This window comes from Mycobacterium sp. 3519A, assembly GCF_900240945.1.
GTDB lineage: Bacteria > Actinomycetota > Actinomycetes > Mycobacteriales > Mycobacteriaceae > Mycobacterium.
In genome coordinates this window covers 1,459,338-1,484,230 of the sequence record NZ_OESG01000014.1, presented here as the reverse complement: position 1 = coordinate 1,484,230, position 24,893 = coordinate 1,459,338, and the positions used below count along the sequence as shown (strand labels likewise).

Here is a 24,893-nt window from a genome sequence, read left to right as displayed (position 1 = left end):
AGTACCGACCACGCGGGCTACTCGGGCCTCTCCAGCTGAGGTGCTGCCTTCGACTCGTCGGCGTGTTGACGGTGTGCGGCCACTGCGCCCGCCAGTGACGTGGCCGCCACGGTGACAAGCGCGCCGAGCATCAGCGCCGACGGCTCACCGGGTCCCAGCAGATGCTGTTCGGTGCCAAGCGTCGCAGCGGCAACCGGTACCCCCAGTTGGGCGGCCGACAACACGGCGAGCGTCACCGGCTGACCGAAGAGCACGCCCACTGCGTGGGCGATCAGCGCACCGGCACCGAGGCTCAGGCCGAGCAGGATCAGCCAAGGGTGCTCACCGAGTTCACGCACCTGCAGCGAGGCGCCGAGCCAGACGAAGAACAGCGGACTGAAGAATCCTTCGGTGATGCCGAACAGTTGGCGTGCGAGCCGACGTGGTGTGCCGACCGCCGAGACCACCAGCCCCAGTGCGAAACCCGCCAGCATGATCGACACCCGAGACGTCATCGCCAGTGCGCAGAGACCGAACAGCAGGATCAGGCTGAGCCGAAGCTCCAGCGCCAGCCTGCGCTTATGCGACCAGTGATGTAGCTGTCTGCGCCAGCCACGGCGGTTGGCCATCCGTAACACGACGAACAGCACCGCGGCGCAGCAGGCGATCGCGAGCGCACCGAGCGCGGCCCGCGCTGTTTGTGCGGGATTGATCACCAAGGGCAGCAATACAATTGACGCCGCATCGGCGATCGCGATCTGTGTGGTCACCGACAGCACCGGCGGGCCAGTTAGCCGTAGCGAGTCGATCACCGGTAGCGCCAGCGCCGCCGACGAGGACGCCATCAGCACCGCATAAACCGCCGCGTGGCCGGTGCCGAATACCCGCGCCAACACCACACCGAGGAGGGCGGCCACCGCGCCGACAGCCACCGCTCGAAGCAGCGCCCGGGGAATCTGGGACCGCAGTGTCTCGTCGCGCGCCGGGACATGGGTGCCGACGACGAACATCACCAGCGCGAAGCCGATGTTGGCGAGCAGGGTGAACGTCGCATCGGCGTGATCGACGAGCCCGAAGCCGGTTCGGCCGACGACCAGACCGGCGACCAGTTCGCCGATGATCACCGGGATGCCGAACCGCCGCAGCGAGGCCAGCAGTGGGCCTGTCATGCCGACGACCGCGATCAGCGTCAGCGTCTGGAACCCGAACGCGGACATCTACTGCCACGACGCCAAACAGCAAGGGATATCGGTGTTCTTCACGGCCATGGCCGCACACGTTACTCAGTCTGCTATCCAATTTCCGTGGAAGCCGTATGGAACTCGCTGGGGCAGTTTGATTCTGGCAACGGGCGGGCCTGCGAAGTCCGACGCGTCGATGATCACCAGGTCGCTGCCGTCGCGGGCCGGGTCGTAGACGTAGCCCAGGTACCAGCCGCTGCTCTCATCCGCGGGTCCTGACGTCGACGGCACGAACACCGCCTCCCCCGGCCCACCCGGCGACTGCTCGGTGCCGAACGCGTGCTCGACGGCGTCACCGGACGTCAGGTCGTAGCGGATCAGGCGGCCGTCACCGACGGACACCGCGTAGCGGGCGGGCAGCGTGGCCAGCCTGTCGTCGACGCGGGGGAATTCGACCGCGCGGTCGTCGAGTTGGCGTTCGGACACCGCGCCGCTGCTCAGGTCGATCGTCCAACTCCACAGCACCCCGTCGGCGTCGAACCCACCGTTGTCGCGCCACAGTTCGGGGTATCGAACTGCCTGCAGCACAACGGAATTGCCGTCATCGTAGGCGTTGGCCACATGGAAGACGTAGCACGGGTCGATCGCGAACCAGCGCACCTCGCCGAACGGGTCGTCGCGCCGCAGCACTCCGAGTCGGGCGCCGTAGTCGTCGTTCCACCGGTACGGCATGTCGCCTTCGCCCTTGAGCGCGATATCGAGGTTGAACACCACCGGCAGGTCCATGAAGACGACATGCTCGGCGGTCAGCGCGAAGTCGTGCATCATCGTCAGCGCGGGCACGTCCAGCGGCCGGTTGATCGTCAACTCGCCGTTGGCGTCCGCCCGATGGTAGGTGACGTGCGGCGCGAAGATGTTGCCGTATCCGAAGAAGTGCAGCTCGCCGGTGGTCGGGCAGATCTTCGGATGCGCGGTCATCGAATCGACCAGTTTGCCGCCAAAGTCGTAGGCGCCCAACGTCTCCAGGTCGTTGGAGATCTGGTACGGCAGCGACGATTCGACCAGCGCGAGCGTTTTACCCGCGTGGTTGACGACGTGGGTGTTGGCGACGCTGGCCCGCAGGTTGCGAGTGCCGTCGGCGTTGTAGAGCGGGAAGTCCTCGACGAAGCTGTCGGTGCGCACCCAGCGGTTGCGGTACCAGGCCGCGCGCCCGCCCTCGATGCGCACGCCGTGGATCATGCCGTCGCCGGTGAACCAGTGCGCCGTCGCCTGCCGCGGGTTGGGCCCGTTGCGCAGATACCAGCCGTCGAGTTCGGCGGGGATGGCGCCCTCGACAGGCAGATCGGATTCGGTTAGTTCATCGGTGACCGGTGCGTAGTTGTCGCGCTGAAAGAACTCACCTGTGCCGAACAGGGTCGAAGAGGTGTCCGTCATAGGTCAAATCTGACATGTCTGTAGTGACATGTCAATAGTGGAGGTACGATCTGTTGGTGAGTTTGCGTATCGCAGCGTTGGGCCTGCTGGCTCAGGCGCCCGCCAGCGGCTACGACCTGCTCAAGCACTTCGAGAAATCGATGGCCAACGTGTGGCCTGCCACCCAGAGCCAGTTGTACGGCGAGCTGAACAAACTCGCCGACGCCGGGCTGATCGAGGTTTCCAACATCGGCCCGCGCGGCCGCAAGGAGTACCGCATCACCGATGCCGGCCGCGCCGAACTGCGGCGCTGGGTGGCCGACGCGCAGGACGACCCGCCGTTTCGCGACGCCGGCCTGTTGCGGGTCTTCCTGCTGGGGGAAGTGCCCCGCGAACAGGCCCGCAAGCATGTGGTCGCGATGGCAGAGCATGCCGAGTCCGAAGTGAAACGCCTCGAGGCACTGCGCGACTCGATCGACTGGACCGCCGACGCCGGGTCGTTCTACGGCCGGGCCGCGCTGGAGTGGGGTCTGCGCAAGAACGCGATGGCTGCGGAGTGGGCGAATTGGCTGGCCAAGGCCATCGACGAGGACGCAGAGAAATAGTTCTCCCGAAAAGTGTCAGAGCACACAACGCTCGGTGCTCCTAACCGATGAGAGCGGCTCAACTGGAGTCGCGACCACGTGAAAAGGAGCAGGACATGACGAAGAAGATCAATCGCAAGAAGTCGGTCATCGCCGCGGTCGGCGCGGTCGCAGCCGCTGTCGCGGCGCCGGCGCTGGCATTCGGAGCGGGCACCGCGCAGGCGGCGTCCACGCTGGACACGGCCAGTGACGCGCTGGGCGTCACGGTCAGGGTCAACTCGACCGGAAGCCAAGGCCTGTGCTTCTACAGCGCCGAACCGTGGTTCGGATGGGACACCGTGAAGCCGTTGCCGGTCTACAAGGTGCCGTTCTATCTGCAGGCCAACCAGTCCTACAACCTGTGGTTTCCGGGCGTCCAGACCGGGACCACCTGGAAGGCGAAGGTCGAATGCCCGATCGGCGGCGTCGACTTCTTCAACCCCGTGTACTGACCCTCCCGGGCGCGGTGGTCGTGGCACAGGTCATGACCACCGCGCCCTTTTGTCGTTGCATCGCGATAGGTTCCGATATATCGTCAACGTATCGGAAGCGCATCCGGCGCTTCCTTCCCCGAACGTGAGGAACCAATCCATGACCAACCCCTTCACCCCGCCGCCCAGCCCCTTCGGGTTCGGCTTCGGCCCCGACGATCGGCGCGCCTTCCATCAACAGCGGCGGCAGGCCCGTCGCGAACTCCGCGACCATCTCCGCGAGAACCTGCGCGACCATCTCCGTGAACACGACGGCGGACCCGGCTTCAGCCCCGGCTTCGGCCCTGGCCGCGGCTTCGAGTTTGGCTTCGACCCCCGCGGTGGCTTCGGCTTCGGCTTCGGTGGCCCCGGCGGTCCGCGTGGACGTGGCCGCGGCGGCCGCGGTCGCGGGAAGCGCGGCGATGTGCGCTCCGCGATCCTGAAGCTGCTCGCCGAACGGCCGATGCACGGCTACGAGATGATCCAGGAGATCGCCGAGCGTAGCCAGAACCTGTGGCGGCCCAGCCCCGGTTCGGTCTATCCGACGCTGCAGCTACTGGTCGACGAGGGCCTGATCGTCGGCACCGAAACCGAAGGCAGCAAAAAGCTTTTCGAGCTCACCGACGACGGGCGCAGCGCGGTCGAGAAGATCGAGACGGCACCGTGGGACGAGATCACCGAGGGCTGGAAGGACGAAGCACCCGGCCATCTCAACCTTCGCGCCGCCATCGGTCAGCTGATGGGTGCCGCCGCGCAGGCGGCGCACACCGCGACCGACGAGCAGCAACAGCGGATCGTCGACATCCTCAACAACGCCCGCCGCGAGATCTACGGCATCCTCGGCGAGGATTAGCGGTTTGCGCGCGTCGGGGAGCGGTGAGCGCTCCTCGACGCACACAATTCACATATGGACACCTACTCGATTGGCTCGTACACAGTTGGCCGCGTCGGCTTCGGCGCCATGCAGCTACCCGGTCCCGGTGTGTTCGGACCGCCGCGCGACCACGACCAGGCGCTGGCCGTACTGCGAAGGGCAATCGAGTTGGGTATCAACCACATCGACACCGCGCAGTTCTACGGTCCCGATGTGGCCAACCAACTGATTCGCGAGGCGCTGCACCCCTACCCCGCCGATCTCGCACTGGTCAGCAAAGTCGGTGCGCGCCGAGACGATACCGGCGCGTGGCTGCCCGCGCAGCAGCCCGACGAGTTGCGCGCAGACATCGAGCAGAATCTGCGCACCCTGGGTGCCGACCGCCTCGCCGCGGTGAATCTGCGCATCCACGCCGGCGATGCCGGCTCGATCGGCCCGGTCGACCGCGAGCTGTTCGACGCCCAGTTGACCGCGATGATCCAGGCCCGCGACGACGGGCTGATCGATGGAATCGGGTTGAGCAGTGTCAGCCTCGAGCACTTGCAGATTGCGCTGGAACGCACCGAGATCGTCTGCGTTCAGAACGCCTACAACCTGATCGACCGGACGTCACAGTCTGTCCTCGACGCGTGCCTGGAACGCGGCATCGCCTTCGTGCCGTTCTTCCCGCTCGGGTCCGCCTTTGCTGCCGACAATCCGGTGCTGGGTCATCCCGCCGTTCAGAGTGAGGCGGCCAAGCTGGGCCGCACCCCTGCCCAGATCGCGCTGGCATGGACTCTTTCGGTGGCGCCCAATGTGTTGCTGATCCCCGGCACGTCGTCGGTGGGGCATCTCGAAGAGAACACGGCGGTCGCCGAAATCGAATTGGATGACGACACCAGGACCCAACTCGACGATGCGGCGTAGCTCACCCGAGGGAATACCCAACCACTGCGCGACGCTGAATCCCTTTGTCTGACAATGGGCAACAAGGTATATTTAAGCTAGCTAACTAATCTAGCGATAGAGACCGCGGAAGGAGTTGCTCAACAATGAAACCCGCAAAGTTTTTCGCAACAATGGCAATCGCCGGAGGCCTCGCCGCAGGCGCACTCGGCCTCGGCGCAGGCGTCGCGAGCGCCGACCCGGGACCGTGGTACGGCAACGGACACGGGTGGCATGGCGGCCATGGTTGGGGACACGGCTGGGACGACCGCGGTTGGCGCGGCGATCCGGTACCTGGCGGCTGGAACGGCGGTTGGGAACCGTGGGGCGGCGTCTGCGTTTTCGGCGCCTGCATCTAGCGATTCAGTCCACGTCCACCCAGTCCAGTGTGCGCTGGACGGCCTTCTGCCAACCGGCGTAACCGGTCGAGCGCTGGTCCTCGCTCCACGCGGGTGACCAGCGCTTGTCTTGTTGCCAGTTGGCCCGCAGATCCTCTGTGTTCTCCCAGAATCCGACGGCGAGGCCCGCGGCATAGGCTGCGCCAAGCGCAGTCGTCTCGGCGACGACAGGTTTGACCACGTCGACCCCGAGCACGTCGGCCTGGATCTGCATGCACAGATCGTTGGCGGTGATTCCGCCGTCCACCTTCAAAACCTCAAGGTGCACACCGGAATCCGCTTCCATTGCATCGACGACGTCGCGGCTCTGGTAGCAAATAGCCTCCAGTGTCGCTCGTGCCAGGTGGGCGTTCGTGTTGAAACGCGACAGCCCGACGATCGCGCCGCGGGCATCCGACCGCCAATACGGTGCGAACAGTCCGGAGAACGCGGGCACGAAGTACACCCCGCCGTTGTCCTCGACCTGACGGGCCAGCGCCTCACTCTGCGCAGCACCGCTGATGATGCCCAACTGGTCGCGCAGCCACTGCACCGCCGAACCCGTGACCGCGATCGAACCCTCCAGAGCGTAAACGGGTTTGGCGTCAGCGAACTGGTAGCAGACCGTGGTCAGCAGACCGTTCTCGGACCGCACCATCTTCTCGCCGGTGTTGAGCAACAGGAAATTGCCTGTGCCGTAAGTGTTCTTGGCTTCACCGGCGTCCAGGCATACTTGGCCGACCATCGCGGCCTGCTGGTCGCCGAGGATTCCGGTGATCGGCACCTGCCCCGACACCGCCCCGTCATCGCGGGTGATCCCGTACGACTCGGGGAACGACGACGCCTTGATCTCCGGCAGCATCTGACGCGGAATCCCGAAGAACGACAACAGTTCGTCGTCCCAGTCGAGGGTCTCCAGATTCATCAGCATGGTCCGGCTGGCGTTCGTCACGTCGGTGACATGCACGCCGCCGCGAGGCCCTCCGGTGAGGTTCCACAGCACCCAGCTGTCGGGCGTGCCGAACAGCGCGTCGCCTTTTTCCGCGTCGGCACGCACACCGTCGACGTTCTCCAGGATCCACTGCACTTTGCCCGCCGAGAAGTATGTGGCGGGGGGCAGGCCCGCCTTACGTCGGATGACGTCGCCGCGGCCGTCGCGGTCCAGTGCGGAGGCGATGCGATCGGTGCGGGTGTCCTGCCAGACGATCGCGTTGTAGTACGGGCGCCCGGTGCGCCGATTCCACACCAGCGCGGTCTCCCGCTGGTTGGTGATGCCGAGGGCGGCCAGATCGGTCGTCGACAGCTTCGTCTTGTTCAGCGCCGACTGGATCACCGACGCGGTCCGCTCCCAGATCTCCACCGGGTTGTGCTCGACCCAGCCGGCCTTGGGCAGAATCTGCTCGTGTTCGAGTTGATGGCGGCCGACCTCGGCGCCGTCGTGGTCGAAGATCATGCACCGCGTGCTGGTCGTGCCCTGGTCAATGGCCGCTACGAACTCCGCCACCCATGCGCTCCCTTCTCCGGCTGCTCCAATCGACCATCATGGTCTACGTGGCTTCGCAGACATTGGACATTGACCGCATGCCCAGGGGCGGCCCGGACGCCTCCTGCCTCGACCGGCTGCTGCAGACGAACGTCGGAGAATATCTCGACCGCGACTCCGATCTCCCTGCGGACGCCGCACGTAAGCGCAGTGTGATCCGCGCGCTGGAGTGGACGGGCGAATTCTTCGGCAACACCGACAGGTTCGCGAAGATCGTGCTCGACGAGGTGGCCGACGTGCCCGACCCGAAGATCCTGGAGCTGGGCTCCGGCCACGGTGGACTGTCCCGCAAACTGCTCGACTGGCACCCGACGGCGCAGCTGACCGTCACCGATGTGGAGAAGCAGTCGGTCGCGGCGATCGAGGCTGGCGACCTCGGCGATCATCCCAGGGCTGTCGTGCGGGAGATGGACGCGACCGCCATCGATGCCGCAGACCGGCAGTTCGACCTGGCGGTGTTCGCGTTCTCGTTCCATCATCTGGCGCCCGCGGCGGCCTCGCGGGTGTTCGCCGAAGGCACGCGGGTGGCCGACAAACTGGTGATCATCGACCTGCCGCGGCCGCCGGCGCCGCTGCACCTGATCCGGTTGGCGACCATGCTTCCGCTGGCGCCGCTGGTGCCGTTTTTGCACGACGGCGTCATCAGCTCGCTGCGCTGCTACAGCCCGTCTGCGCTGCGCGCATTGGCCGCACACGCCGACCCGGCCATCGAGGTGCAACTGCGCGGCGGCCTGATGAGCCCGCAGGTCGCGGTGGCCACTAGATCGTGACCGAAGATCCGCGCTCGAGTTCGATGACGCGGTCGGCCAACCCGCGTCGCTTCATCTCGTCGGTGAAGTCCGACAGCGGCGATGCGAAGACGCCGTAGTCGTCGAAGTGCACCGGGATCATCCTCGGCACGGCGAGCAGTTCGACCAGGTCCGCTCCCTGTCGACCGTCCATGGTGACCGTGAGACCGAACGGCAGATGTTTCCCGAACGGCAGCCGGGTGCCACCGAGGTGCAGTACACCAACGTCTATCGATTCGAAACGCACTGGGATTTCCCGTAATTCGTCGACCAACAGGGTGTCGCCGGAGACGTAGATGCGCCGTCGCGCCGAACCGTCGGCGAATTCCAGCATGCTGCCCATCACTGGCGGCAGCAGCCTGTCCACCGGGGTCGGCGCGTGTCTGCCCGGCAGCGCCGTGACGGTGACGCTGGTTCTGCCCTTCACGATCTCGTGGCTCTGCCACGTGGCCAACCCGAGCGGGCGGCCGAAGCCGCGGCGTGCCAGCCGCTTGGCCGCGTGCGGAGTCGTCAAGATGGGCAGCGCGTGGTCCAGGCGACGCTGCGACACCCGGTCCCAATGGTCGCCGTGCATGTGTGAGAGCACAACCCCGTCCAGCACGGGCAGGTCACCGATGTCCATGGCCGGTCCGTGGCGCCGCTTGGAGACCAACCCGTAACCCAGGTAAGCGTGCTGGCCCCGGTGCAGGAAGTTCGGGTCGGTCAGCAGGTTGATGCCGGGGACCGAGATGAGCGTGGTGGCGTTGCCGATGAAGGTCACCGTGATGTCCATCGCGACGGACTACCCGGCAGTTGCGGGTTTATGCGGCGATTTGCTTGCGCGGTCGTCACCAACGCTGAACCATCGGCGTTGTGGGCGAAGAGGTGAAGCAGACCGACTTTTCTCGCGCACAGCGGCGGGAGTACCGGCGCAAGGTGCAGCTGTGCCTCGACGTGTTCGAGACGATGCTGGCCCAGTCCAGCTTCGAATTCGACCGGCCGCTGACCGGTATGGAGATCGAGTGCAACCTCGTCGACGCCGAGTACCAGCCGGCGATGAGCAATCAGGAGGTACTCGCGTCGATCGCCGACCCGGCCTATCAGACCGAATTGGGCGCCTACAACATCGAATTCAACGTGCCGCCGCGACGACTGCCCGGTCGCGCCGCGCTCGAATTGGAATCCGATGTGCGGGCCAGCCTGAACGCCGCCGAGGCGAAGGCGAACTCCAACGGCGCGCACATCGTGATGATCGGGATCCTGCCCACGCTGATGCCCGAACATCTGGCGGGCGGCTGGATGAGCGAGTCGACCCGTTATCAGGCGCTGGAGAACTCCATCTTCACCGCCCGCGGCGAGGACATTCTGATCGACATCGAGGGCCCGGAGCGGCTGAGCCTGCAACTGGCGTCGATCGCCCCCGAATCGGCGTGCACCAGCATGCAACTGCATCTGCAGGTCTCCCCCGCCGATTTCGCCGACAACTGGAACGCGGCTCAGGTGCTGGCGGGCCCGCAACTGGCGCTCGGCGCCAACTCGCCGTACTTCTTTGGTCACCAACTGTGGCCGGAAACCCGAATCGAGCTGTTCACGCAGGCCACCGACACCCGGCCGGACGAACTGAAGTCACAGGGCGTGCGCCCGCGGGTCTGGTTCGGCGAGCGGTGGATCACGTCGATCTTCGACCTGTTCGAGGAGAACGTCCGGTACTTCCCGTCGCTGCTTCCCGAACTGTCGGACGAGGATCCGGTCGCCGTGCTCGCCGAGGGCCGCACACCGCAACTGGCCGAGCTGAGGTTGCACAACGGCACGGTCTGGCGGTGGAACCGGCCGGTGTACGACGTGGTGGACGGCAAGCCGCATCTGCGGGTGGAGAATCGCGTGCTGCCCGCAGGGCCGACCGTGGTGGACATGATGGCGAGCGCGGCGTTCTACTACGGCATGCTGCGGACGCTGTCCGAAGAAGACCGGCCGCTGTGGACGAAGATGAGTTTCGCTGCGGCACACCATAATTTCGTCGCCGCCGCACAGCACGGCATGGAGGCCAGGCTGTATTGGCCCGGCTTGGGTGAGGTCACGCCCGACGAGTTGGTGTTGCGCAAACTCTTACCGATGGCAGATGAGGGCCTGCGACGCTGGGAGGTGTCCGGCGATGTGCGCGATCGCTATCTCGGGGTCATCGAGGGCCGCGCCAAAACCGGTCGCAACGGCGCGGTCTGGCAGGTGTCCACCGTGCACGCGTTGCAGGAACGGGGGATGACGCGCCCCAAGGCGCTGGCCGAGATGCTGCGGCTGTACTGCGAGCGGATGCACAGCAACGAGCCGGTCCACACCTGGGATGGCCCCGACTAGATTGGTCGCCATGACTTCTGACGACGTGATGGATTGGGACGGCGTGTATCGGCAGGAGGGAGCGTTCACGGGGCCGCCGCCGTGGAACATCGGTGAGCCACAGCCCGAATTGGCCGCGCTGCACCGCGAGGGCAAGTTCCGCAGCGATGTGCTCGACGCCGGCTGTGGGCACGCGGAGTTGTCACTGGCCTTGGCCGCCGACGGTTACACGGTGGTGGGCGTCGACCTCAGCCCGACCGCGATCGCCGCCGCCACCGCCGCCGCGCAGGAGCGGGGGCTGATCAGTGCGACGTTCGTGCAGGCCGATATCACCGATTTCACCGGATTCGACGGCCGCTTCAACACGGTCATCGACAGCACGCTGTTCCACTCACTGCCGGTCGAGGGCCGCGAAGGTTACCTGCGTTCGGTGCACAAGGCCGCCGCCCCCGGCGCCTCCTTCTTCATCCTGGTGTTCGCCAAGGGCGCGTTCCCCACCGAGATGGAACCGAAGCCGCACGAGGTCGACGAAGACGAACTGCGCGAGGCGGTTTCGCAATACTGGCAGATCGACGACATCCGGCGGGCCGCCATTCACGCCAATGCGATCGAGGTGCCCGACGCGCCTTTCGAGATGCCGGTCCACCCGACCGACGACAAGGGCCGGATCAAGTTCCCCGCGTTCTTGTTGACCGCCCACAAGGGCGATTAGTCACACCTGCGCGGTGGCCGCGGCCAGCGCCTCGGCGAATTGCTCGAGATCCTCGGCGGTGGCGTCGACGTGCGGGGACACCCGCAGCACCGGTGCCGTCATCTCGAACGGCGCGCGCTGCACTTCCGCGTTGGTGGTGACGATCGCCCGCTCTGCGATCAGCCACGACCGCACCCGCTGCGGATCGGCGCCGTCGCAGGGCGCCAACGTGGTGATCGCGGTGGGCTCGTCGACCGGCTCGACCACCCGCCAGCCTTTGACGTCGGCCAGCACGGTGCGCGTCATCCGGCCGACGCGCGCCAACTCATCGCGGATGCGCTGTGGCCCGATGGCAAGGTGTTCACCCAGCGCCACCGAATAGCCAATGCGCGCAGCGACATTCGTCTCAGCGTGGTCGAGGCGCTGCAGCACCGGTATCGGCAGGTTCCACTCCGGCGGTGGCAGCCGCGGCCGCAGCCGCTGAGCCAGTTCCGGTGCGACGGCAAGCATTCCGACGCCGCGCGGGCCTGCGATCCACTTGCGCGATGAGCTGTAGACAGCCGTTGCGCCCACCGCACAGTCGAGATGCCCGAACGCCTGCGCGGCGTCGACGACCAGCGGCACACCCAGGTCGCGGCACACGTCGGCCATCCGCGCCAGCGGTTGAGCCAGGCCGCGGTGGCTGGCCAGCGGTGTCAGATGCACCAACGCAGGCGGGTTGTCCGCCAACTGCCGGGCGGCGTCGTCGACGGCGAGCCTGCCGAGTTCGTCGGCGGGCAGCGCGGTGACGTCAAACCCGTTGGCGGCCATCACGGCAAGGTTCGGGCCGTACTCGCCGGGCAGGCAGGCCAGCGTGCGCTCGCCCGGCCAACTGCTGAGCAGCAGATCCAACGCACTGTTGGCACCGCTGGTGAACACCACGTCGGCGGCGCGCATAGCGGTCAGTGCGCCGATGGCCGCGCGGCCCGCGTCGAGCACCGGCGCCGCTGCCTCGGCGGCGACGTACCCGCCCACCTCCGCTTCATGTCTGGCGTGCTGTGTGGCCGCATCGATCACCGCGAGACTCTGCCGGGAGCACGCGCCGCTGTCGAGGTGCAGTCCGGCGACCTTCGGCCTGGCCGTCCGCCACTGATCGGCGAGGGTCATCTGGTCGACAGCGACAGCCCGAAGTCGCCCGCCGGATCGGTCCACCAGTGGGTTCTGCGCAGGCCCGCGGCGGCCAGTTCGGATTCGACACCCTCGGGTCGGAACTTGCACGACACCTCGGTGAGCATCTCCTCCCGCGCGGCGAAGTCCACGGTCAGGTCCAGGTCCGCGATGCGCACTCGCTGCGCGGTGGCGGCGCGCAGCCACATTTCGATGCGCTCTTCCTCGGCGTTCCACTTGGCCACGTGCTCGAACGCGTCAAGGTCGAAGTCGGCGTGCAGTTCCCGGTTGACGACGGCCAGCACATTGCGGTTGAACTTCGCGGTGACCCCGGCGCTGTCGTCGTACGCGCGGACCAGCCTGTCGACGTCCTTTACGAGGTCGGTGCCCAGCAGCAGGCTGTCACCCGGCTGCAATGTCTCCGACAGCGTGGACAGGAACTGGGATCGCGGGCCGCGCGTCAGGTTGCCGATGGTCGAACCGAGGAACACCACCAACCGGCGGCCGACGCGCGGGATCTTGCCGAGATGTTCTTCGAAATCGCCGCATACGGCCTCGATTTCGACGCCGGGATACTCGCGTTGGATCGCGGAACCCGCCGCGGTGAGGACTCCCGCGTCGACGTCGAAAGGGATGAATCTGCGCAGGGATCCGCGCTCGTGCAACGCGTTCAGCAGCAGCCTGGTTTTCTCCGATGTGCCGCTGCCCAGTTCGACCAGGGTGTCGGCGCCCGATGCGTCGGCGATCTCGGTCGATGCGGTTCGCAGGATCTGCGCCTCCGCGCGCGTCGGGTAGTACTCGGGTAGCCGGGTGATCAGGTCGAACAAGTCGCTGCCGACGGAATCGTAGAACCATTTGGGCGGCAACGATTTCGGCGTCTTCGTCAACCCGTCGCGGACGTCTTGCCGCAGCGCCCGCGCTGCGGAGTCTGCGGCCAGGTAGTTGGACAGCGAGATGGTCATGGGGATCCTTTCAGCGGGATCAGGTCGACTGCAGTGCCGTCGACCACCACGAGGTGGCGGTCTGGAATCTCCTGCCAGTCGGGGTTGTCGTCGTACGGTTCGCTGGCCAGCACCACACCGTCGGCTTGGCGCAACACCGACAGGGTGTCGCCCCACGTGGTGGCCCGAAGTTGAGATCCGTTGGCGGCCAAGATGTTCAGTCGGGCGTTGGGGTCGGCGGCTGCCACCTCGACGATGGTGTCACCGAGCGCATCGAGGCCGCGGTCGAAGATCAGCGCGGCCAGCAGGGCGCTGTCGACGGTGGACTCCGCCTGCCGGGACAACGGCAGCACGCCGCGGTCCACCAGCCCGTTGTGCGACAGCAGCCACTGGCCGTCGCTGAACGGCGCCGCCGCCGACGGTTCGATCGGCATGCCGATGCTGGCCGAACGTACCGCGGCCACAACGCATTCGCTGACCAACGCGGGCGCGACGGATGCGAACGAGGCATCACCCCACAGCGGTGCGGCACTGCGCCACCGGCAGGGCGTGCCGGTAGGCACACTAGGCGAGAAGAAGCCGACGCCCCACCCGTCGGCGTTCATCAGGCCGTGCTTCTGCCGCCGCGGCGCGTACGACTGAACCAGCAGCCCCGACGGCGGTTCGAGCACCAGCGACGCGATGGATCGCGGTTCACCGAGCCAGCCCAGATGACGGCACATCAAGCGTCCCAGGCCAGCCGCACGCCCGAGAAGATCTGCCGCCGGAACGGGTGATCCCAGTTGCGGAAGCTCGGCCGCATGATGCCGGGCGCGACGGCCCACGATCCCCCGCGCAACACCTTGTAGTCGCCGGCCCCGGAGCCTTCGAAGAACGGTTGCGAATACTGCTCGTAGAGCATCGGGGTGAAACCCGGCCATGGCCGCAGCGGTGACGACGTCCATTCCCACACGTCGCCGAGCATCTGTTCGGCGCCGTACGCGGACGCCCCTGCCGGATAGGCCCCGACCGGTGCGGGCCGCAACGCGTCGCCGCCGAGGTTGGCCAGGTGCGGTGTGGGTTCGGTTGCGCCCCATGGGAATCGGCGACGTTTTCCGGCCGTCGGATCCCAGGCGGCCGCCTTCTCCCATTCCATCTCGGTGGGCAACCGCGCGCCAGCCCAGGCGGCGTAGGCTTCGGCTTCGAAGTAGGTGATGTGCTGGACGGGCTCGTCGGCGGGGATCTCTTCGACGTGACCGAATCGGGTGCGGGTGCCGTCGGGGTTCCAGAACTGCGGTGCGGTCAGGCCCGCCTCCTGCCGGTGCGTCCACCCGCGCTCAGACCACCACCGCTGCTGTCCGTAGCCGCCGTCGTCGACGAAGTGCCGCCACTCGCCGTTGGTGACCGGCACCCGCCCGATGCGGAACGCCGGCAAGTCGACCACGTGCGGTTCACGTTCGTTGTCCAGCGAATGCGGTTCGCTCACCGCATCCACGCCGAGCACGAACTCACCGCCGGGCACCAACGCCGATTCGCCTGCGAGACCGGCGCGGCCGTGCGGCAACGCGGATCCGCGACCCAGCAGCGGTGCGCCGGTTCGCAGGTTCAGCGCCTGCAGCATGGTTTCGTCGTGCTGGTTCTCGTGGCTGATCACCAGGCCGAAGTTGAAGCCCGGGTCGTCGGCGGGCAGCGCGTCCAACGTGTCGAGCACTTTGTTGCGGACCGTGTTGCAGTAGGCGCGGGCGTCCGACGGCGGCAGCAGCGGCAGGTCGATCCGGCTGGCGCGAGGGTTGCGGAACGCGTCGTAGCAGCGCTCAACGCGTGGCTCGAGCATGCCGGGCCGGTCCGGGTTGTTGCCGCGCAGCAACCACAGTTCTTCCTGCCAACCGATGTGCGCGAGATCCCACACCAGCGGGCTCATCAACGGGTTAAATTGGCGGTGCAGTTCGGCGTCGTCGAAATCGACCAACCGCAGCGTGCGGTCCCTGGCCGTTGTCAGCTCACGGGCGAGCGTTTCGCGTGCGGTCACGTTTCCCCTTGCGCCAGTTGGGTGATCGCCGTTTCGATCCCGTATTTGACTGCCCGATCGGAGAAGTCGTCGGCCGGACAGCGTCCTACTTCGACTGAACGCACCAGTTGCTGCATCGATTCCACGAGTTCGGCAGGCGCGCGTTCCGCGGCTATCTGCACGCAGCGGTTCGCGGCTTCGTGCAGTCGTCGATCACCGAGCCCGATCTGGGCCGCGCGGTCCCATGCCGTCGCCACCCATTCGGTGGCCTCGGCGGCGGCGTCGGCGGCCGCCGGATCGTCCAGCAGGGTGGCAAGCGTGAACACCACCGCGGGCCACAGCGTGTCCGGCAGGCTGTCGAGATAGCGGATCTCCAGCCAGCGGCGGGGCCGCACGGGCGGGAACAGCGTGGTCAGGTGGTAGTCGAGATCGGCGAGCGTCGGCCTGCGGTCGCCGAGCAGCACCCTGCCGTCGGCCCAGTCCGCGAACGGCACCCACTGGGTCACCGGAATCGCCTCGGGGCCGGGCACCAGCATCACCGGGGCCTTCAACGCATATCCGGCCCACTCGCCGGCGGGATCGTCGCCGTTGACGCCGAGAACCGGGCCGCAGCGCGCCGAATCCAGTTGGCTCCACACCCGTTGGCGCGTCGACTGCCAACCGGAGAACTGGCCGCCGAGTAGCGGCGAGTTGGCGGCGATCGCGATCATCGTGGGGCCGAGGGCGTGCGCCAACCGGACCCGGTCGGCCCATCCGTCACGGGGCCCGGCTTCGAGGTTGACCTGAATGGACGCCGTCGACGTCATCATCGCCGCGCCTGCCTCGCCGGTCTGGCTGGCGTTGAAGAACTGCTCCATGGCGAGGTACCGGTCGCCGGGGTTGACCCGTTTCGCCGGTCGCAGCGGATCGGCGCCCAGCAGCACCAGTCCCAGCCCCGCTTGCGCGAACGCCGACCGCAGCGTCGCCCGGTCGGCGGTCATCGCCGTGATGGCCGCCATCAGGTCGTCGGTGGGCGGCCCGGACAATTCGACCGCGCCGCCGGGTTCGACGGTGATGGTGCTGGCGCCCGGCAACGGCGGCACCTGCGCTATCACGTCGGTCAGTTCGGCCCAGTCCGGGCGACGCATCGGATCGGCGAGGTCGAAACAGTGCGCCTCGACCTCGAGGCCGACCCGGCCGACCTCGCCGTCGGCGAGGGACGTCTCACTGATGTAGGCGGCGGCGGTCTCCGCGCTGGTCAGTTCGTCTGCATCGGCTTGCCGTGGGTGGGCGTCGTCCACATCGGACGAGATGGCGGAGGTCATGTCTTCCGGCCCCTTCCGGGTAGGGAATGATCGCGGCCCTTTCGTCCATCTTCCAGAGCCGACCGACAAAGTCTCGTGCTTTTTGAGTGACGGCTTCGTGACGTGAGCTTGCGATTCGTTGCTCGCTACTGCCCCAGCGTGTTCTGCATCGCCCCTGCCAGCACATTCACGGCGGGTCCGGCGTTGCCGGATTGACAGACTTTCGCTTGAAGAAGAACGTTCTCCCGCTTGCGGGTGGTGGTGAAACAGCGGCGGTCGCTGCCGGCCTCCTGCTTCACCCAGTCGGCGTCGGTCGCGCTGGCGGGCCCACCGGAGAAGCTCCACACCTGGGTCGTGAAGTTGTCCAGATGCATCGCGGTGGTCTGCCCGCTGCAGCCCACGGTCCGGTCGACCACCCGGTGAAACGCCCGATCGGCTGCGTCGGCGGTGGCGAACACACCGACCGCCTGTTTGGCGAAGTGGCTCTGATCGTTGTCGGCCGTCTGCGCGACCGCTCCGTTGAACGACGCGAGATCCGGGTCGAGGAACACCTCGGGCAGGCCGATGTCGGCCCAGTTGTTGCATACCGGGTTGTCGACGTAATACGACTGGACCGGGTCGGTGTACGTCCACGCGAATCGCATTGGCGCGCCGACGATATTGCTGACCGAGCCCTTGCCAAGCACGGCGTAGTTCACCACGCCGGGGTCGGAAGGTCGGGCTTGCGCCGGCGCCGCGACTGACAGACCAACGGCCAGACCGACGCCGATAATTGCGGCGGTCCGCACGGGCTCAGACCTTCGCCGACAGCGTGACGTCGATGTTGCCGCGGGTGGCCTTGGAGTACGGGCACACCTGGTGCGCCTGGTTCATCAGATCGTCGGCGACGCTCTGCTCGAGCCCGGGCAGATAGCCGATCAGGTTCGCGTTGATGCCGAATCCGCCTGCGGGGTCCTTACCGAACCCGACCTGTGCGGTGATGCCGCTCGCATCGTCGAGGTCGATCTTGTTATTGCGGGCCACCAGCCGAAGCGCGCCGAGGAAACAGGCCGCGTAGCCGGCCGAGAAAAGCTGTTCCGGGTTGGTGCCCTCGCCGTTGCCACCCGCCTCTTTCGGTGGGCGGGTGTCGAGGTCGATCCTGCCGTCCGAAGACTTCACGTGGCCGTCCCGGCCGCCGCCGGTTGCCGTGGACTCTGCGGTGAAAACGACTTCGATGCTCATGCGGATGATCATGCCAGCCCGTCCGGAGACGGCAAGGCGCCCCGGTCGAGGGTCAGACCGGGACGCCTTGGGGTGCGGTCGCTAGGACGGTCTGGGTGCCGTCGTGGTCGGGCCGCCGGGCTGCTGAGGTCCCTGCGGGCCCTGGAAATTCGGTCCGCCCGGCGGGAAGGGGCGGTCGAAGTCACCGCGCGGCGGGCCCATCGGGAACATCATCGGGCCCCGGTGCATGAGACCGAACTCGTGGTGGCGGTCGCCGCCGTGGTGCCAGCCGCGATGGCCGCCGCCGGTATGCGCGCCGAGGAAGAAGCCCGAGAAGAAGATCACGGCGACGATGAACACGACACCCGCGACGATTCCCACCCACGCAGCCACCGCAGTGAGTCTGCCGTGGCGGCGCGGCTCGGCGACGACGGTCGGTGACGCGGCAGGCGGCGTGGTGGTCAGCGGGCCGGTTTCCGGTTCAGCGGAGGGGGTTGTTTCGCTCATGCTTAGAGAATGCAAGCGTCGTCGATGCGTCTGTCATGAATAACTTATGAATCAGCTGTGAACGCTCCAGCCGCGGACCCTCCGTCCTCCTCGATCCCCAATCTGGCGACTCGCTGGCGCAGGCGGGCTGATCTCTCGAGGCTCACCGCCGCCCTCAACGCCGCCTGCCTGGCTCGTATGCGGGCGTCCTCGGCCCTGCGGCGCGCCTCGCAGATCTCCTCGTCGGAGGCGCTCGGCGCCGAAACCTCGTCAGCCAGCCGTTGCAGTCCGGCGGCGCGCAACGCGGCGCGCTCGATCTCGGTTCTGACCTGTGGCGCGACCATGACGGGCGGATACCCGCAGTCAGGCTGGGGCAAGCATCAACGGGCCGGTTCTGTCCCAGAAATGATTGACCCTTCCCAGTGGTGGGTAACACAGCGACAACGCGGATTGAGCTTTACCGCGTTGGGATGGCCGGCAGCTTCGGCGTATAGCTGTCGGTCATGTCCGGCTGTCACGAAACACGTTGACACGCTGGCGTTTTCGTGCCAGGGTTCGGCGGGGCGGCAGACGGGTACAGATCTGGTCATGAACAGCGACACGATCATGGCGATGTCGGGCCTGATGGCCCTTGCCGTCGCGGCGCTGACTGGGGCGATGTGGGGTGCGCCGCCGGTCAGGGCGTCGTTCCGGTGGTTCCTGCGGTGATGGCTACGGCTGGAACGGGTTCACGGCGAACTGGATCACGCGGTATGGCGTGTTGTCGCCCGGACCGGTGTTCCACTGGCTGACGAACACCCGCAGTTCGTCGAGCGTCGAACCAGGTGAGAGGTAGCCGCCGTACGGCTGCGCGAGCCGGTTGTTGTCCGGTGGCCCCAGGTCCTCCGCGGGGTCGGGCCACGTCCCCGCGACGACGACGGTGGTCACCGGTGCGGTGCCGAGGCCGGTCGGATCGTCGGCGACCCGGACTTCCATGTTGCCGGTGCTCGCGTTGAAGTAGGAGAGCACCGTCTTGCCGTCGACCTGCCGCACGCTCATCTCGCCGAGCCGGTCCGGCCACAACGGCGTCGGCGGTGTGCCCCACCCCTTGGTTGACCAGCCCTGCCAGCTGGCCCGGTCGGTGAAGGTCTCCCGTTTCGCGCGGTACAGCACCGCCGGGCTGCTGCGATCGAAGTTGTTGGCCACGATGTACACCCAGCCGGTTGGCGAATCGGGTTTCGGGATCGGGTCGTAGTAACCGCTGATCTGCGACTGCATGCCGCCCTGATAGGACGCGGGCCGCAGCGAGTCGGGTACCGTCGGCCAATTACCTTGCCCTGCATTGGCTTTCACCAGTCGCGAGTTCTGCGGCACCAAGTCCTTGACAGTGGTGACCATCAGATAGTTGTCGCGGTTGATCTGCACCACGCCCGCAGGCAACTGGGACATCCCCGCGGGCGTCGGTTCGGCGAGGAGCGGATTGAAGTTGCCGGTGACCCGGTCATAGCGCACGCCCGTCGGATCGTCGACGGAGTCCGTGTCGACGTGCAACGCGATCGGCGAATGCCATGGGCCGAACCCGACGCCCTGGCCCGCGAAGCTGTCGCCGCAGACCTGCAGGACGCCGTCGGGAAACTCCATGAACTCGCAGAGGTCGGTCGCGCCGATGTCGTAATCGCTTGTCGGAGTTCCCGTTCCAGCCGCCGGGGCGATCCGGACGACCTGGCCCGGCGCCAGTGGCGGCAACACGGGCCCAGGGATGGGTTCCGGCTCGGCATGCGCGATGCCCGCCGAAACGGTATTCCAGCAGAGAAAGACCGAGAAGAGGCCTGCTGGAATACGCCTTAAGTATCCGCTAAAGCGGATACTTAAGGGGTCCCGGCGCAAGGTATCAGAGTTCCTTGGCCAGTAACTCAGCGATCTGAATGGTGTTGAGCGCCGCGCCTTTTCGCAGATTGTCACCGGAGACGAACAATGCGAGGCCGCGACCTTCTGGCACCCCGGGGTCCTGCCGGATCCGCCCGACCAGCGACTCGTCCACACCGGCCGCGGCCAGCGGCGTCGGCACGTCGACCAGCTTCACCCCTGGCGCCGCAGCCAGCAGGTCCCGTGCGCGCTCGACGGACAGCGGCTTGGCGAATTCGGCGTTGATCGACAACGAGTGACCGGTGTACACCGGCACCCGCACACACGTTCCACTCACCAGCAGGTCCGGGATGCCGAGGATCTTTCGGCTCTCATTACGCAGCTTCTGGTCTTCGTCGGTCTCGCCGGAACCGTCGTCGACGTAGGAGCCGGCCAGCGGCACCACGTTGAACGCGATCGGCGCGACGTACTTGTCGGGCGCGGGGAATTGCAGCGCCGAACCGTCGGCCACCAACTCCTTGCTGTTGCCCACCACCGCGCTGGCCTGACCGTAAAGCTCCTCGACGCCGGCAATTCCGCTGCCGGACACCGCCTGATACGTCGACGCGATCATCCGCACCAACCCGGCGTCGTCGTGCAGCGGCTTGAGCACCGGCATCGCGGCCATCGTCGTGCAGTTCGGGTTGGCGATGATGCCCTTCGGGCGAGTGCGCGCATCAGCGAAGTTGACCTCGCTGACCACCAACGGCACATCGGGGTCCTTGCGCCACGCCGACGAGTTGTCGATGACCGTCACGCCCGCCGCCGCGAACCGCGGCGCCTGCACACGCGACATCGTGGCACCCGCGGAGAACAACGCGATGTCCAGTCCTGCCGGATCAGCGGTGGCGGCGTCCTCGACCTCGATCTCCTGGCCGCAGAACGACAACTTCTTGCCCTGCGAGCGCGCCGACGCGAAGAACCGCACACTGGTAGCGGGAAACTCGCGTTCCTCCAACAGCTTTCGCATCACCTGGCCGACCTGGCCGGTCGCGCCGACTATCCCAATTTGCAATCCGACGCCTACCATCAACGTCCCGTTCCCGCATACACCACGGCCGCTTCGTCGCCGCCGAGCTCGAACGCCTCGTGCAGGGCCAGCACCGCCTTGTCCAGCTCAGTGTCCTTGATCAGCACCGAGATTCGTATCTCCGAGGTGGAGATCAGATCGATGTTGACGCCGACCCCGGCCAGCGCCTCGCAGAACTTCGCGGTGACGCCGGGATGGCTGCGCATGCCCGCACCGACCAGCGACACCTTGCCGATGTGATCGTCGTAGAGCACCTTGGAGAATCCGATCTCCTCCTGCAGCGAGGTCAGCTTCTCCACCGCGCCAGGCCCGCTCTCCCGCGAGCAGGTGAAGGTGATGTCGGTCTTGCCGTCTTCGATCTTCGAGATGTTCTGCAGCACCATGTCGATGTTCACGTCGGCGTCGGCGACCGCGCGGAACACCTTGGCGGCGTAGCCGGGTACGTCGGGGATGCCGACGATCGTCACCTTCGCCTCGCTGCGATCGTGGGCGACTCCGGTGATGATGGCGTCTTCCATTGGGATGTCCTCTATCGATCCGGTCACAATCGTGCCGGGCTTATCTGAATACGACGACCGGACGTGTACCGGGACGTTGTAGCGGCGGGCATATTCGACGCAGCGCAGCATCAGCACCTTGGCGCCGCACGCCGCGAGTTCGAGCATCTCCTCGAACGACACGGTGTCCATCCGCTTGGCGTTGGGCACGATGCGCGGATCGGCGGTGAAGATGCCGTCGACGTCGGTGTAGATCTCGCAGACATCGGCGTTCAGTGCGGCGGCCAGCGCGACGGCGGTGGTGTCCGACCCGCCGCGGCCGAGCGTGGTGACGTCCTTGCTGTCCTGGCTGACGCCCTGGAAACCGGCGACCAGCACGATCAGGCCCTCGTCCAGCGCCGACTGCAGCCTGCTGGGCGTGACGTCGATGATCTTGGCGTTGCCGTGGGTGCTGGTGGTGATCACCCCGGCCTGCGACCCCGTGAAGGAGCGGGCCTGGGCGCCCAGCGAGTCGATGGCCATCGCGACCAGCGCGTTCGAGATCCGCTCCCCCGCGGTCAGCAGCATGTCCATTTCCCGGGCCGGCGGCGCCGGGCACACCTGCTTGGCCAGATCCAGCAGGTCGTCGGTGGTATCGCCCATCGCGGAGACGACCACGACCACGTCGTTGCCCTGCTTCTTCGTCTCCACGATGCGTTCGGCGACTCGGCGGATCCGCTCGGCATCAGATACCGAGGATCCGCCGTACTTTTGCACGACGAGCGCCACTGTCAAACCTTCCGGAGCTGGGTTCACCTAAGAATAAGGGTTTCGCGCACCCCATTTATCCCGCCGGTAGCGTCAAGACGTGGTCAAGACTGCTGCAGAGCGCCGCGCACAGACCCGGGTACCGATTCACGCCGACCTCGCCGCCAGGTGGAGTCCGCGGCTGTTCGACGCGGAAGCCGAGCTCACGGCCGACGATCTGGTCGCGTTGCTCGAGGCCGCGCGGTGGGCCGCTACCTGGGGCCATCGCCAGCCGGTGCGATTCCTGGTCGGCCTGCGTGGTGACGAAACCAACACGGGCATCGCCGGGCTGCTCAAGCGCGGCAACGCCTACGCGAAGGCGGCGGGGGCGCTGATCATGGTCTGCGTCGACGAGGGCGAGGATGCGCGGACGGCGCGGTACGCGGCGGTCGACGCAGGGGCGGCGATCGCGCAGTTGACCGTCGAGGCGGTGTCCCGCGGACTGATCGCCCATCCGATGGCCGGCTTCGACGCCGATGCCGCCCACGAGGCGTTCGGCATTCCGGACGGCGTGCGGCCCATCGCCGTGGTGGCCGTCGGATCGCTCGGCGACTACGACAACGCGCCACCGCAGATCGTCGAGCGCGACGCCAAGGGTCGGCAGCGCCTGCCGCTGTCCGAAATCGCGTTCACCGGCCGCTGGGGATCTACGAGCACGCCTTTGACAGCTGGGCGAGGTTGTCGCTGAGCCTGGCGTTGAGCGCCGCCATCTCGAAGGCCGCGGGCGGCGCGGGTGCGCCGGGGGCCCTGGTCTCGGCCTGGGCGCGCAACTTGGAGAACTGCCCGACGAAGTCGTTGGCCAGCGTCGCGACGGTCGTGGCGGTGCGCGCCAGGTCGGGCGAGGTCACCTTCTGCGCCCGTTCGGCCATGCCGTCGGCCCACGCCTGATACGCGGTCTCCTCCGCGGCGGTCGGAATGCCTTCTGAGTCACCGGTCTTCGACGCGATGTGCTCACCCTGGGCTCGGTTGTAGTCCAGCAGTTCCTTGACCGGCTGGCACTCCTCGGACGTGCGGTCGAACACGGTGGACCGCAAGCCGAGGGCGATCGCCACGACCACGACGACACCGATATAGACCCACAACCGCCGACTACGAAACATCGCAGGGAACTGTAACCCGTGCGAAACACCTCAAGCGTGTCCACGTAACAGAAACGTCGGTTACTGACAGTGAACGGCTCTACACCGCAGCCGCATCACTTCAGGAGTTGTATATGGATACAGGAACCACGGCATTCATGCTGTGCTGCATCATCGGTCTCACGCTGATGATTCCCGGTCTGGCGCTGTTCTACGGCGGCATGGTCTCTGTCAAGAGTTCGACCAACATGATGATGATGACCTTCGGCGCCGTGGCGATTGTCGGTGTGCTGTGGGTGTTGTTCGGCTTCTCGATGACATTCGGCACCTCTTACGGCGGATTCGTCGGCAGCTTCACCGAATTCGCCGGAATGAAAGATCTCCTCGAGTCGAACACCACCATCAGCGGGTTGCCGGTCAGCCTGTTCGCGTTGTTCCAGGCGCTGTTCGCGGCGATCACCGTCGCCCTGGTCTCGGGCGCGGCCGCCGACCGGATGAAGTTCGGTGCATGGATGGTCTTCGCCGCGGTGTGGGCGGTGCTGGTGTATTTCCCTGTCGCACACTGGGTATTCGCGTTCGACGGCACGGTCAGTAAGGACTCGGTCGGCGGTTGGATCGCCAACAAGCTGCATGCGATCGACTTCGCAGGCGGCACCGCGGTGCACATCAACGCCGGCGCAGCCGCGTTGGCCGTCGCAATCGTGCTCGGTAAGTCCGCGCTGTGGGGTCAGCTGCGTAAGCCGCACAACGTACCGCTGACGCTGCTCGGCGCTGGACTGCTCTGGGCGGGCTGGTATGCGTTCAACGGCGGTTCGGCACTGGCCGCGGGCAACTCGGCCGCCATCGTCATGGTCACCACCTTTGTCGCCACCTGCGCGGCGACACTTGCCTGGATCACCGTGGAGAAGTTCAAGGACGGGCACGTGACCGGTGTCGGCGCGGCCTCGGGCGCCATCACCGGACTGGTCGCCATCACTCCCGCCTGCGGTGCGGTCACTCCAGTCGGCGCCATCGTCCTCGGTGCGATTGCGGGCGCCATCTGCGTGTACGCAGTCGGCCTCAAGGCGCGATTCGGTTATGACGACACCCTCGACGTGGTCGGCGTGCACCTGGTCGGCGGCGTCATCGGCACGCTGCTGATCGGTTTCCTCGCCAGCAAGTCGATGCCCAACGCCACCGACGGCCTGTTCTACGGCGGTGGGTTGTCTCAGCTGTGGAAGCAGGCGGCAGCGGCGGGTGCGGTGATGCTCTACTCGTTCGTCGTCGCATACATCATCGCGTTCGCGATCAAGAAGACGATGGGCATCCGCATCTCGCCCGACGATGAGGAAACGGGTATCGACGCCAAGCTCCACCGCGACGCGGCGTACGAACTGCAGCCCGCCTAACGGACCCCGGCCG

The 24,893-nt window shown here is 66.7% G+C and carries 27 protein-coding genes; 10 read left to right on the top strand and 17 right to left on the bottom strand.

Going from position 1 to position 24,893, the window contains the following annotated elements; all coding sequences use genetic code 11:
• Positions 1-17: 17 nt before the first annotated feature.
• Together C1A30_RS28185 and C1A30_RS28180 are read right to left on the bottom strand one after the other, a co-directional pair.
• A complete protein-coding gene (locus C1A30_RS28185) occupies positions 18-1,196 on the bottom strand; it encodes a cation:proton antiporter (RefSeq protein ID WP_101951549.1) in 1,179 nt (392 codons plus the stop codon).
• Between the two features lie 66 nt (positions 1,197-1,262).
• The gene (locus C1A30_RS28180) at positions 1,263-2,594 is read right to left on the bottom strand and encodes a carotenoid oxygenase family protein (protein ID WP_101951548.1); all 1,332 of its coding nucleotides are present in this window, start codon (positions 2,592-2,594) and stop codon (positions 1,263-1,265) included.
• A 56-nt stretch (positions 2,595-2,650) separates the two neighbouring features.
• Between C1A30_RS28180 and C1A30_RS28175 the strand changes: the two genes are divergently transcribed.
• From C1A30_RS28175 to C1A30_RS28155, 5 genes are all read left to right on the top strand, one after another.
• Positions 2,651-3,178: a PadR family transcriptional regulator gene (locus C1A30_RS28175; protein ID WP_200828448.1), complete on the top strand. Its 528-nt coding sequence runs from the start codon at positions 2,651-2,653 to the stop codon at positions 3,176-3,178.
• 95 nt (positions 3,179-3,273) lie between these two features.
• The gene (locus C1A30_RS28170; RefSeq protein WP_235010236.1) at positions 3,274-3,648 is read left to right on the top strand and encodes a hypothetical protein; all 375 of its coding nucleotides are present in this window, start codon (positions 3,274-3,276) and stop codon (positions 3,646-3,648) included.
• A gap of 139 nt (positions 3,649-3,787) precedes the next feature.
• A complete protein-coding gene (locus tag C1A30_RS28165; protein ID WP_101951546.1) occupies positions 3,788-4,519 on the top strand; it encodes a PadR family transcriptional regulator in 732 nt (243 codons plus the stop codon).
• A gap of 54 nt (positions 4,520-4,573) precedes the next feature.
• Positions 4,574-5,446 (top strand): oxidoreductase, encoded by an 873-nt coding sequence (locus tag C1A30_RS28160; protein ID WP_101951545.1) that lies wholly within the window; start codon positions 4,574-4,576, stop codon positions 5,444-5,446.
• 152 nt (positions 5,447-5,598) lie between these two features.
• Positions 5,599-5,823: a hypothetical protein gene (locus C1A30_RS28155; RefSeq protein WP_200828447.1), complete on the top strand. Its 225-nt coding sequence runs from the start codon at positions 5,599-5,601 to the stop codon at positions 5,821-5,823.
• A gap of 4 nt (positions 5,824-5,827) precedes the next feature.
• On the opposite strand, the gene glpK is transcribed toward C1A30_RS28155, so the two are convergent.
• On the bottom strand, positions 5,828-7,375 hold the full coding sequence (gene glpK, locus C1A30_RS28150) for a glycerol kinase GlpK (protein ID WP_200828552.1): 1,548 nt from the start codon (positions 7,373-7,375) through the stop codon (positions 5,828-5,830).
• An 8-nt stretch (positions 7,376-7,383) separates the two neighbouring features.
• Here glpK and C1A30_RS28145 point away from each other — a divergent pair, with 8 nt between their 5' ends.
• Positions 7,384-8,154 carry a class I SAM-dependent methyltransferase gene (locus tag C1A30_RS28145; protein WP_200828551.1) on the top strand — a complete coding sequence of 257 codons (771 nt, stop codon included), beginning with the start codon at positions 7,384-7,386 and terminating at the stop codon, positions 8,152-8,154.
• Here the strand turns inward: C1A30_RS28145 and C1A30_RS28140 are convergent.
• Positions 8,144-8,944, bottom strand: coding sequence for an MBL fold metallo-hydrolase (locus C1A30_RS28140; RefSeq protein ID WP_101951543.1), 801 nt, complete (start codon positions 8,942-8,944; stop codon positions 8,144-8,146). The genes C1A30_RS28145 and C1A30_RS28140 overlap by 11 nt on opposite strands.
• 80 nt (positions 8,945-9,024) lie before the next feature.
• Between C1A30_RS28140 and C1A30_RS28135 the strand changes: the two genes are divergently transcribed.
• Positions 9,025-10,503 (top strand): glutamate--cysteine ligase, encoded by a 1,479-nt coding sequence (locus C1A30_RS28135; protein ID WP_101951542.1) that lies wholly within the window; start codon positions 9,025-9,027, stop codon positions 10,501-10,503.
• A gap of 10 nt (positions 10,504-10,513) precedes the next feature.
• Positions 10,514-11,194: a class I SAM-dependent methyltransferase gene (locus C1A30_RS28130; protein ID WP_101951541.1), complete on the top strand. Its 681-nt coding sequence runs from the start codon at positions 10,514-10,516 to the stop codon at positions 11,192-11,194.
• On the opposite strand, the gene egtE is transcribed toward C1A30_RS28130, so the two are convergent.
• The 12 genes from egtE to C1A30_RS28070 form a co-directional block, all read right to left on the bottom strand.
• Positions 11,195-12,319: an ergothioneine biosynthesis PLP-dependent enzyme EgtE gene (gene egtE, locus C1A30_RS28125; RefSeq protein WP_101951540.1), complete on the bottom strand. Its 1,125-nt coding sequence runs from the start codon at positions 12,317-12,319 to the stop codon at positions 11,195-11,197.
• Positions 12,316-13,281, bottom strand: coding sequence for an L-histidine N(alpha)-methyltransferase (gene egtD / locus C1A30_RS28120; RefSeq protein ID WP_101951539.1), 966 nt, complete (start codon positions 13,279-13,281; stop codon positions 12,316-12,318). Before egtD ends, egtE begins: the two co-directional genes overlap by 4 nt.
• Positions 13,278-13,982, bottom strand: coding sequence for an ergothioneine biosynthesis protein EgtC (gene egtC / locus C1A30_RS28115; RefSeq protein WP_101951538.1), 705 nt, complete (start codon positions 13,980-13,982; stop codon positions 13,278-13,280). The genes egtD and egtC overlap by 4 nt, the downstream gene beginning before the upstream one ends.
• Positions 13,982-15,268, bottom strand: coding sequence for an ergothioneine biosynthesis protein EgtB (gene egtB, locus C1A30_RS28110; RefSeq protein ID WP_101951537.1), 1,287 nt, complete (start codon positions 15,266-15,268; stop codon positions 13,982-13,984). The genes egtC and egtB overlap by 1 nt, the downstream gene beginning before the upstream one ends.
• Positions 15,265-16,551 (bottom strand): ergothioneine biosynthesis glutamate--cysteine ligase EgtA, encoded by a 1,287-nt coding sequence (gene egtA / locus C1A30_RS28105; protein WP_101951536.1) that lies wholly within the window; start codon positions 16,549-16,551, stop codon positions 15,265-15,267. The genes egtB and egtA overlap by 4 nt, the downstream gene beginning before the upstream one ends.
• A 125-nt stretch (positions 16,552-16,676) precedes the next feature.
• Complete coding sequence (locus C1A30_RS28100) at positions 16,677-17,318, bottom strand: sensor domain-containing protein (RefSeq protein WP_101951535.1); 642 nt, start codon at positions 17,316-17,318, stop codon at positions 16,677-16,679.
• A 4-nt stretch (positions 17,319-17,322) separates the two neighbouring features.
• Positions 17,323-17,751, bottom strand: coding sequence for an organic hydroperoxide resistance protein (locus C1A30_RS28095; protein ID WP_200828446.1), 429 nt, complete (start codon positions 17,749-17,751; stop codon positions 17,323-17,325).
• A gap of 81 nt (positions 17,752-17,832) precedes the next feature.
• Complete coding sequence (locus C1A30_RS28090) at positions 17,833-18,237, bottom strand: hypothetical protein (RefSeq protein WP_101951533.1); 405 nt, start codon at positions 18,235-18,237, stop codon at positions 17,833-17,835.
• Positions 18,238-18,281: 44 nt separating this feature from the next.
• Positions 18,282-18,560 carry a hypothetical protein gene (locus C1A30_RS28085; RefSeq protein ID WP_101951532.1) on the bottom strand — a complete coding sequence of 93 codons (279 nt, stop codon included), beginning with the start codon at positions 18,558-18,560 and terminating at the stop codon, positions 18,282-18,284.
• Positions 18,561-18,927: 367 nt separating this feature from the next.
• Positions 18,928-19,980 (bottom strand): DUF4185 domain-containing protein, encoded by a 1,053-nt coding sequence (locus C1A30_RS28080; protein WP_235010386.1) that lies wholly within the window; start codon positions 19,978-19,980, stop codon positions 18,928-18,930.
• 106 nt (positions 19,981-20,086) lie between these two features.
• Entirely contained in the window at positions 20,087-21,130 is a 1,044-nt protein-coding gene (locus C1A30_RS28075; RefSeq protein ID WP_101951531.1) for an aspartate-semialdehyde dehydrogenase, read from the bottom strand.
• Entirely contained in the window at positions 21,130-22,395 is a 1,266-nt protein-coding gene (locus C1A30_RS28070; protein ID WP_101951530.1) for an aspartate kinase, read from the bottom strand. The genes C1A30_RS28075 and C1A30_RS28070 overlap by 1 nt, the downstream gene beginning before the upstream one ends.
• A 79-nt stretch (positions 22,396-22,474) precedes the next feature.
• Here C1A30_RS28070 and C1A30_RS28065 point away from each other — a divergent pair, with 79 nt between their 5' ends.
• Positions 22,475-23,101 (top strand): nitroreductase family protein, encoded by a 627-nt coding sequence (locus C1A30_RS28065; protein WP_101951529.1) that lies wholly within the window; start codon positions 22,475-22,477, stop codon positions 23,099-23,101.
• On the opposite strand, the gene C1A30_RS28060 is transcribed toward C1A30_RS28065, so the two are convergent.
• Positions 23,061-23,513, bottom strand: coding sequence for a hypothetical protein (locus tag C1A30_RS28060; RefSeq protein WP_101951528.1), 453 nt, complete (start codon positions 23,511-23,513; stop codon positions 23,061-23,063). The genes C1A30_RS28065 and C1A30_RS28060 overlap by 41 nt on opposite strands.
• A 113-nt stretch (positions 23,514-23,626) precedes the next feature.
• On the opposite strand from C1A30_RS28060, the gene C1A30_RS28055 reads away from it, so the two are divergent.
• The gene (locus tag C1A30_RS28055; protein WP_101951527.1) at positions 23,627-24,880 is read left to right on the top strand and encodes an ammonium transporter; all 1,254 of its coding nucleotides are present in this window, start codon (positions 23,627-23,629) and stop codon (positions 24,878-24,880) included.
• Positions 24,881-24,893: the final 13 nt, after the last annotated feature.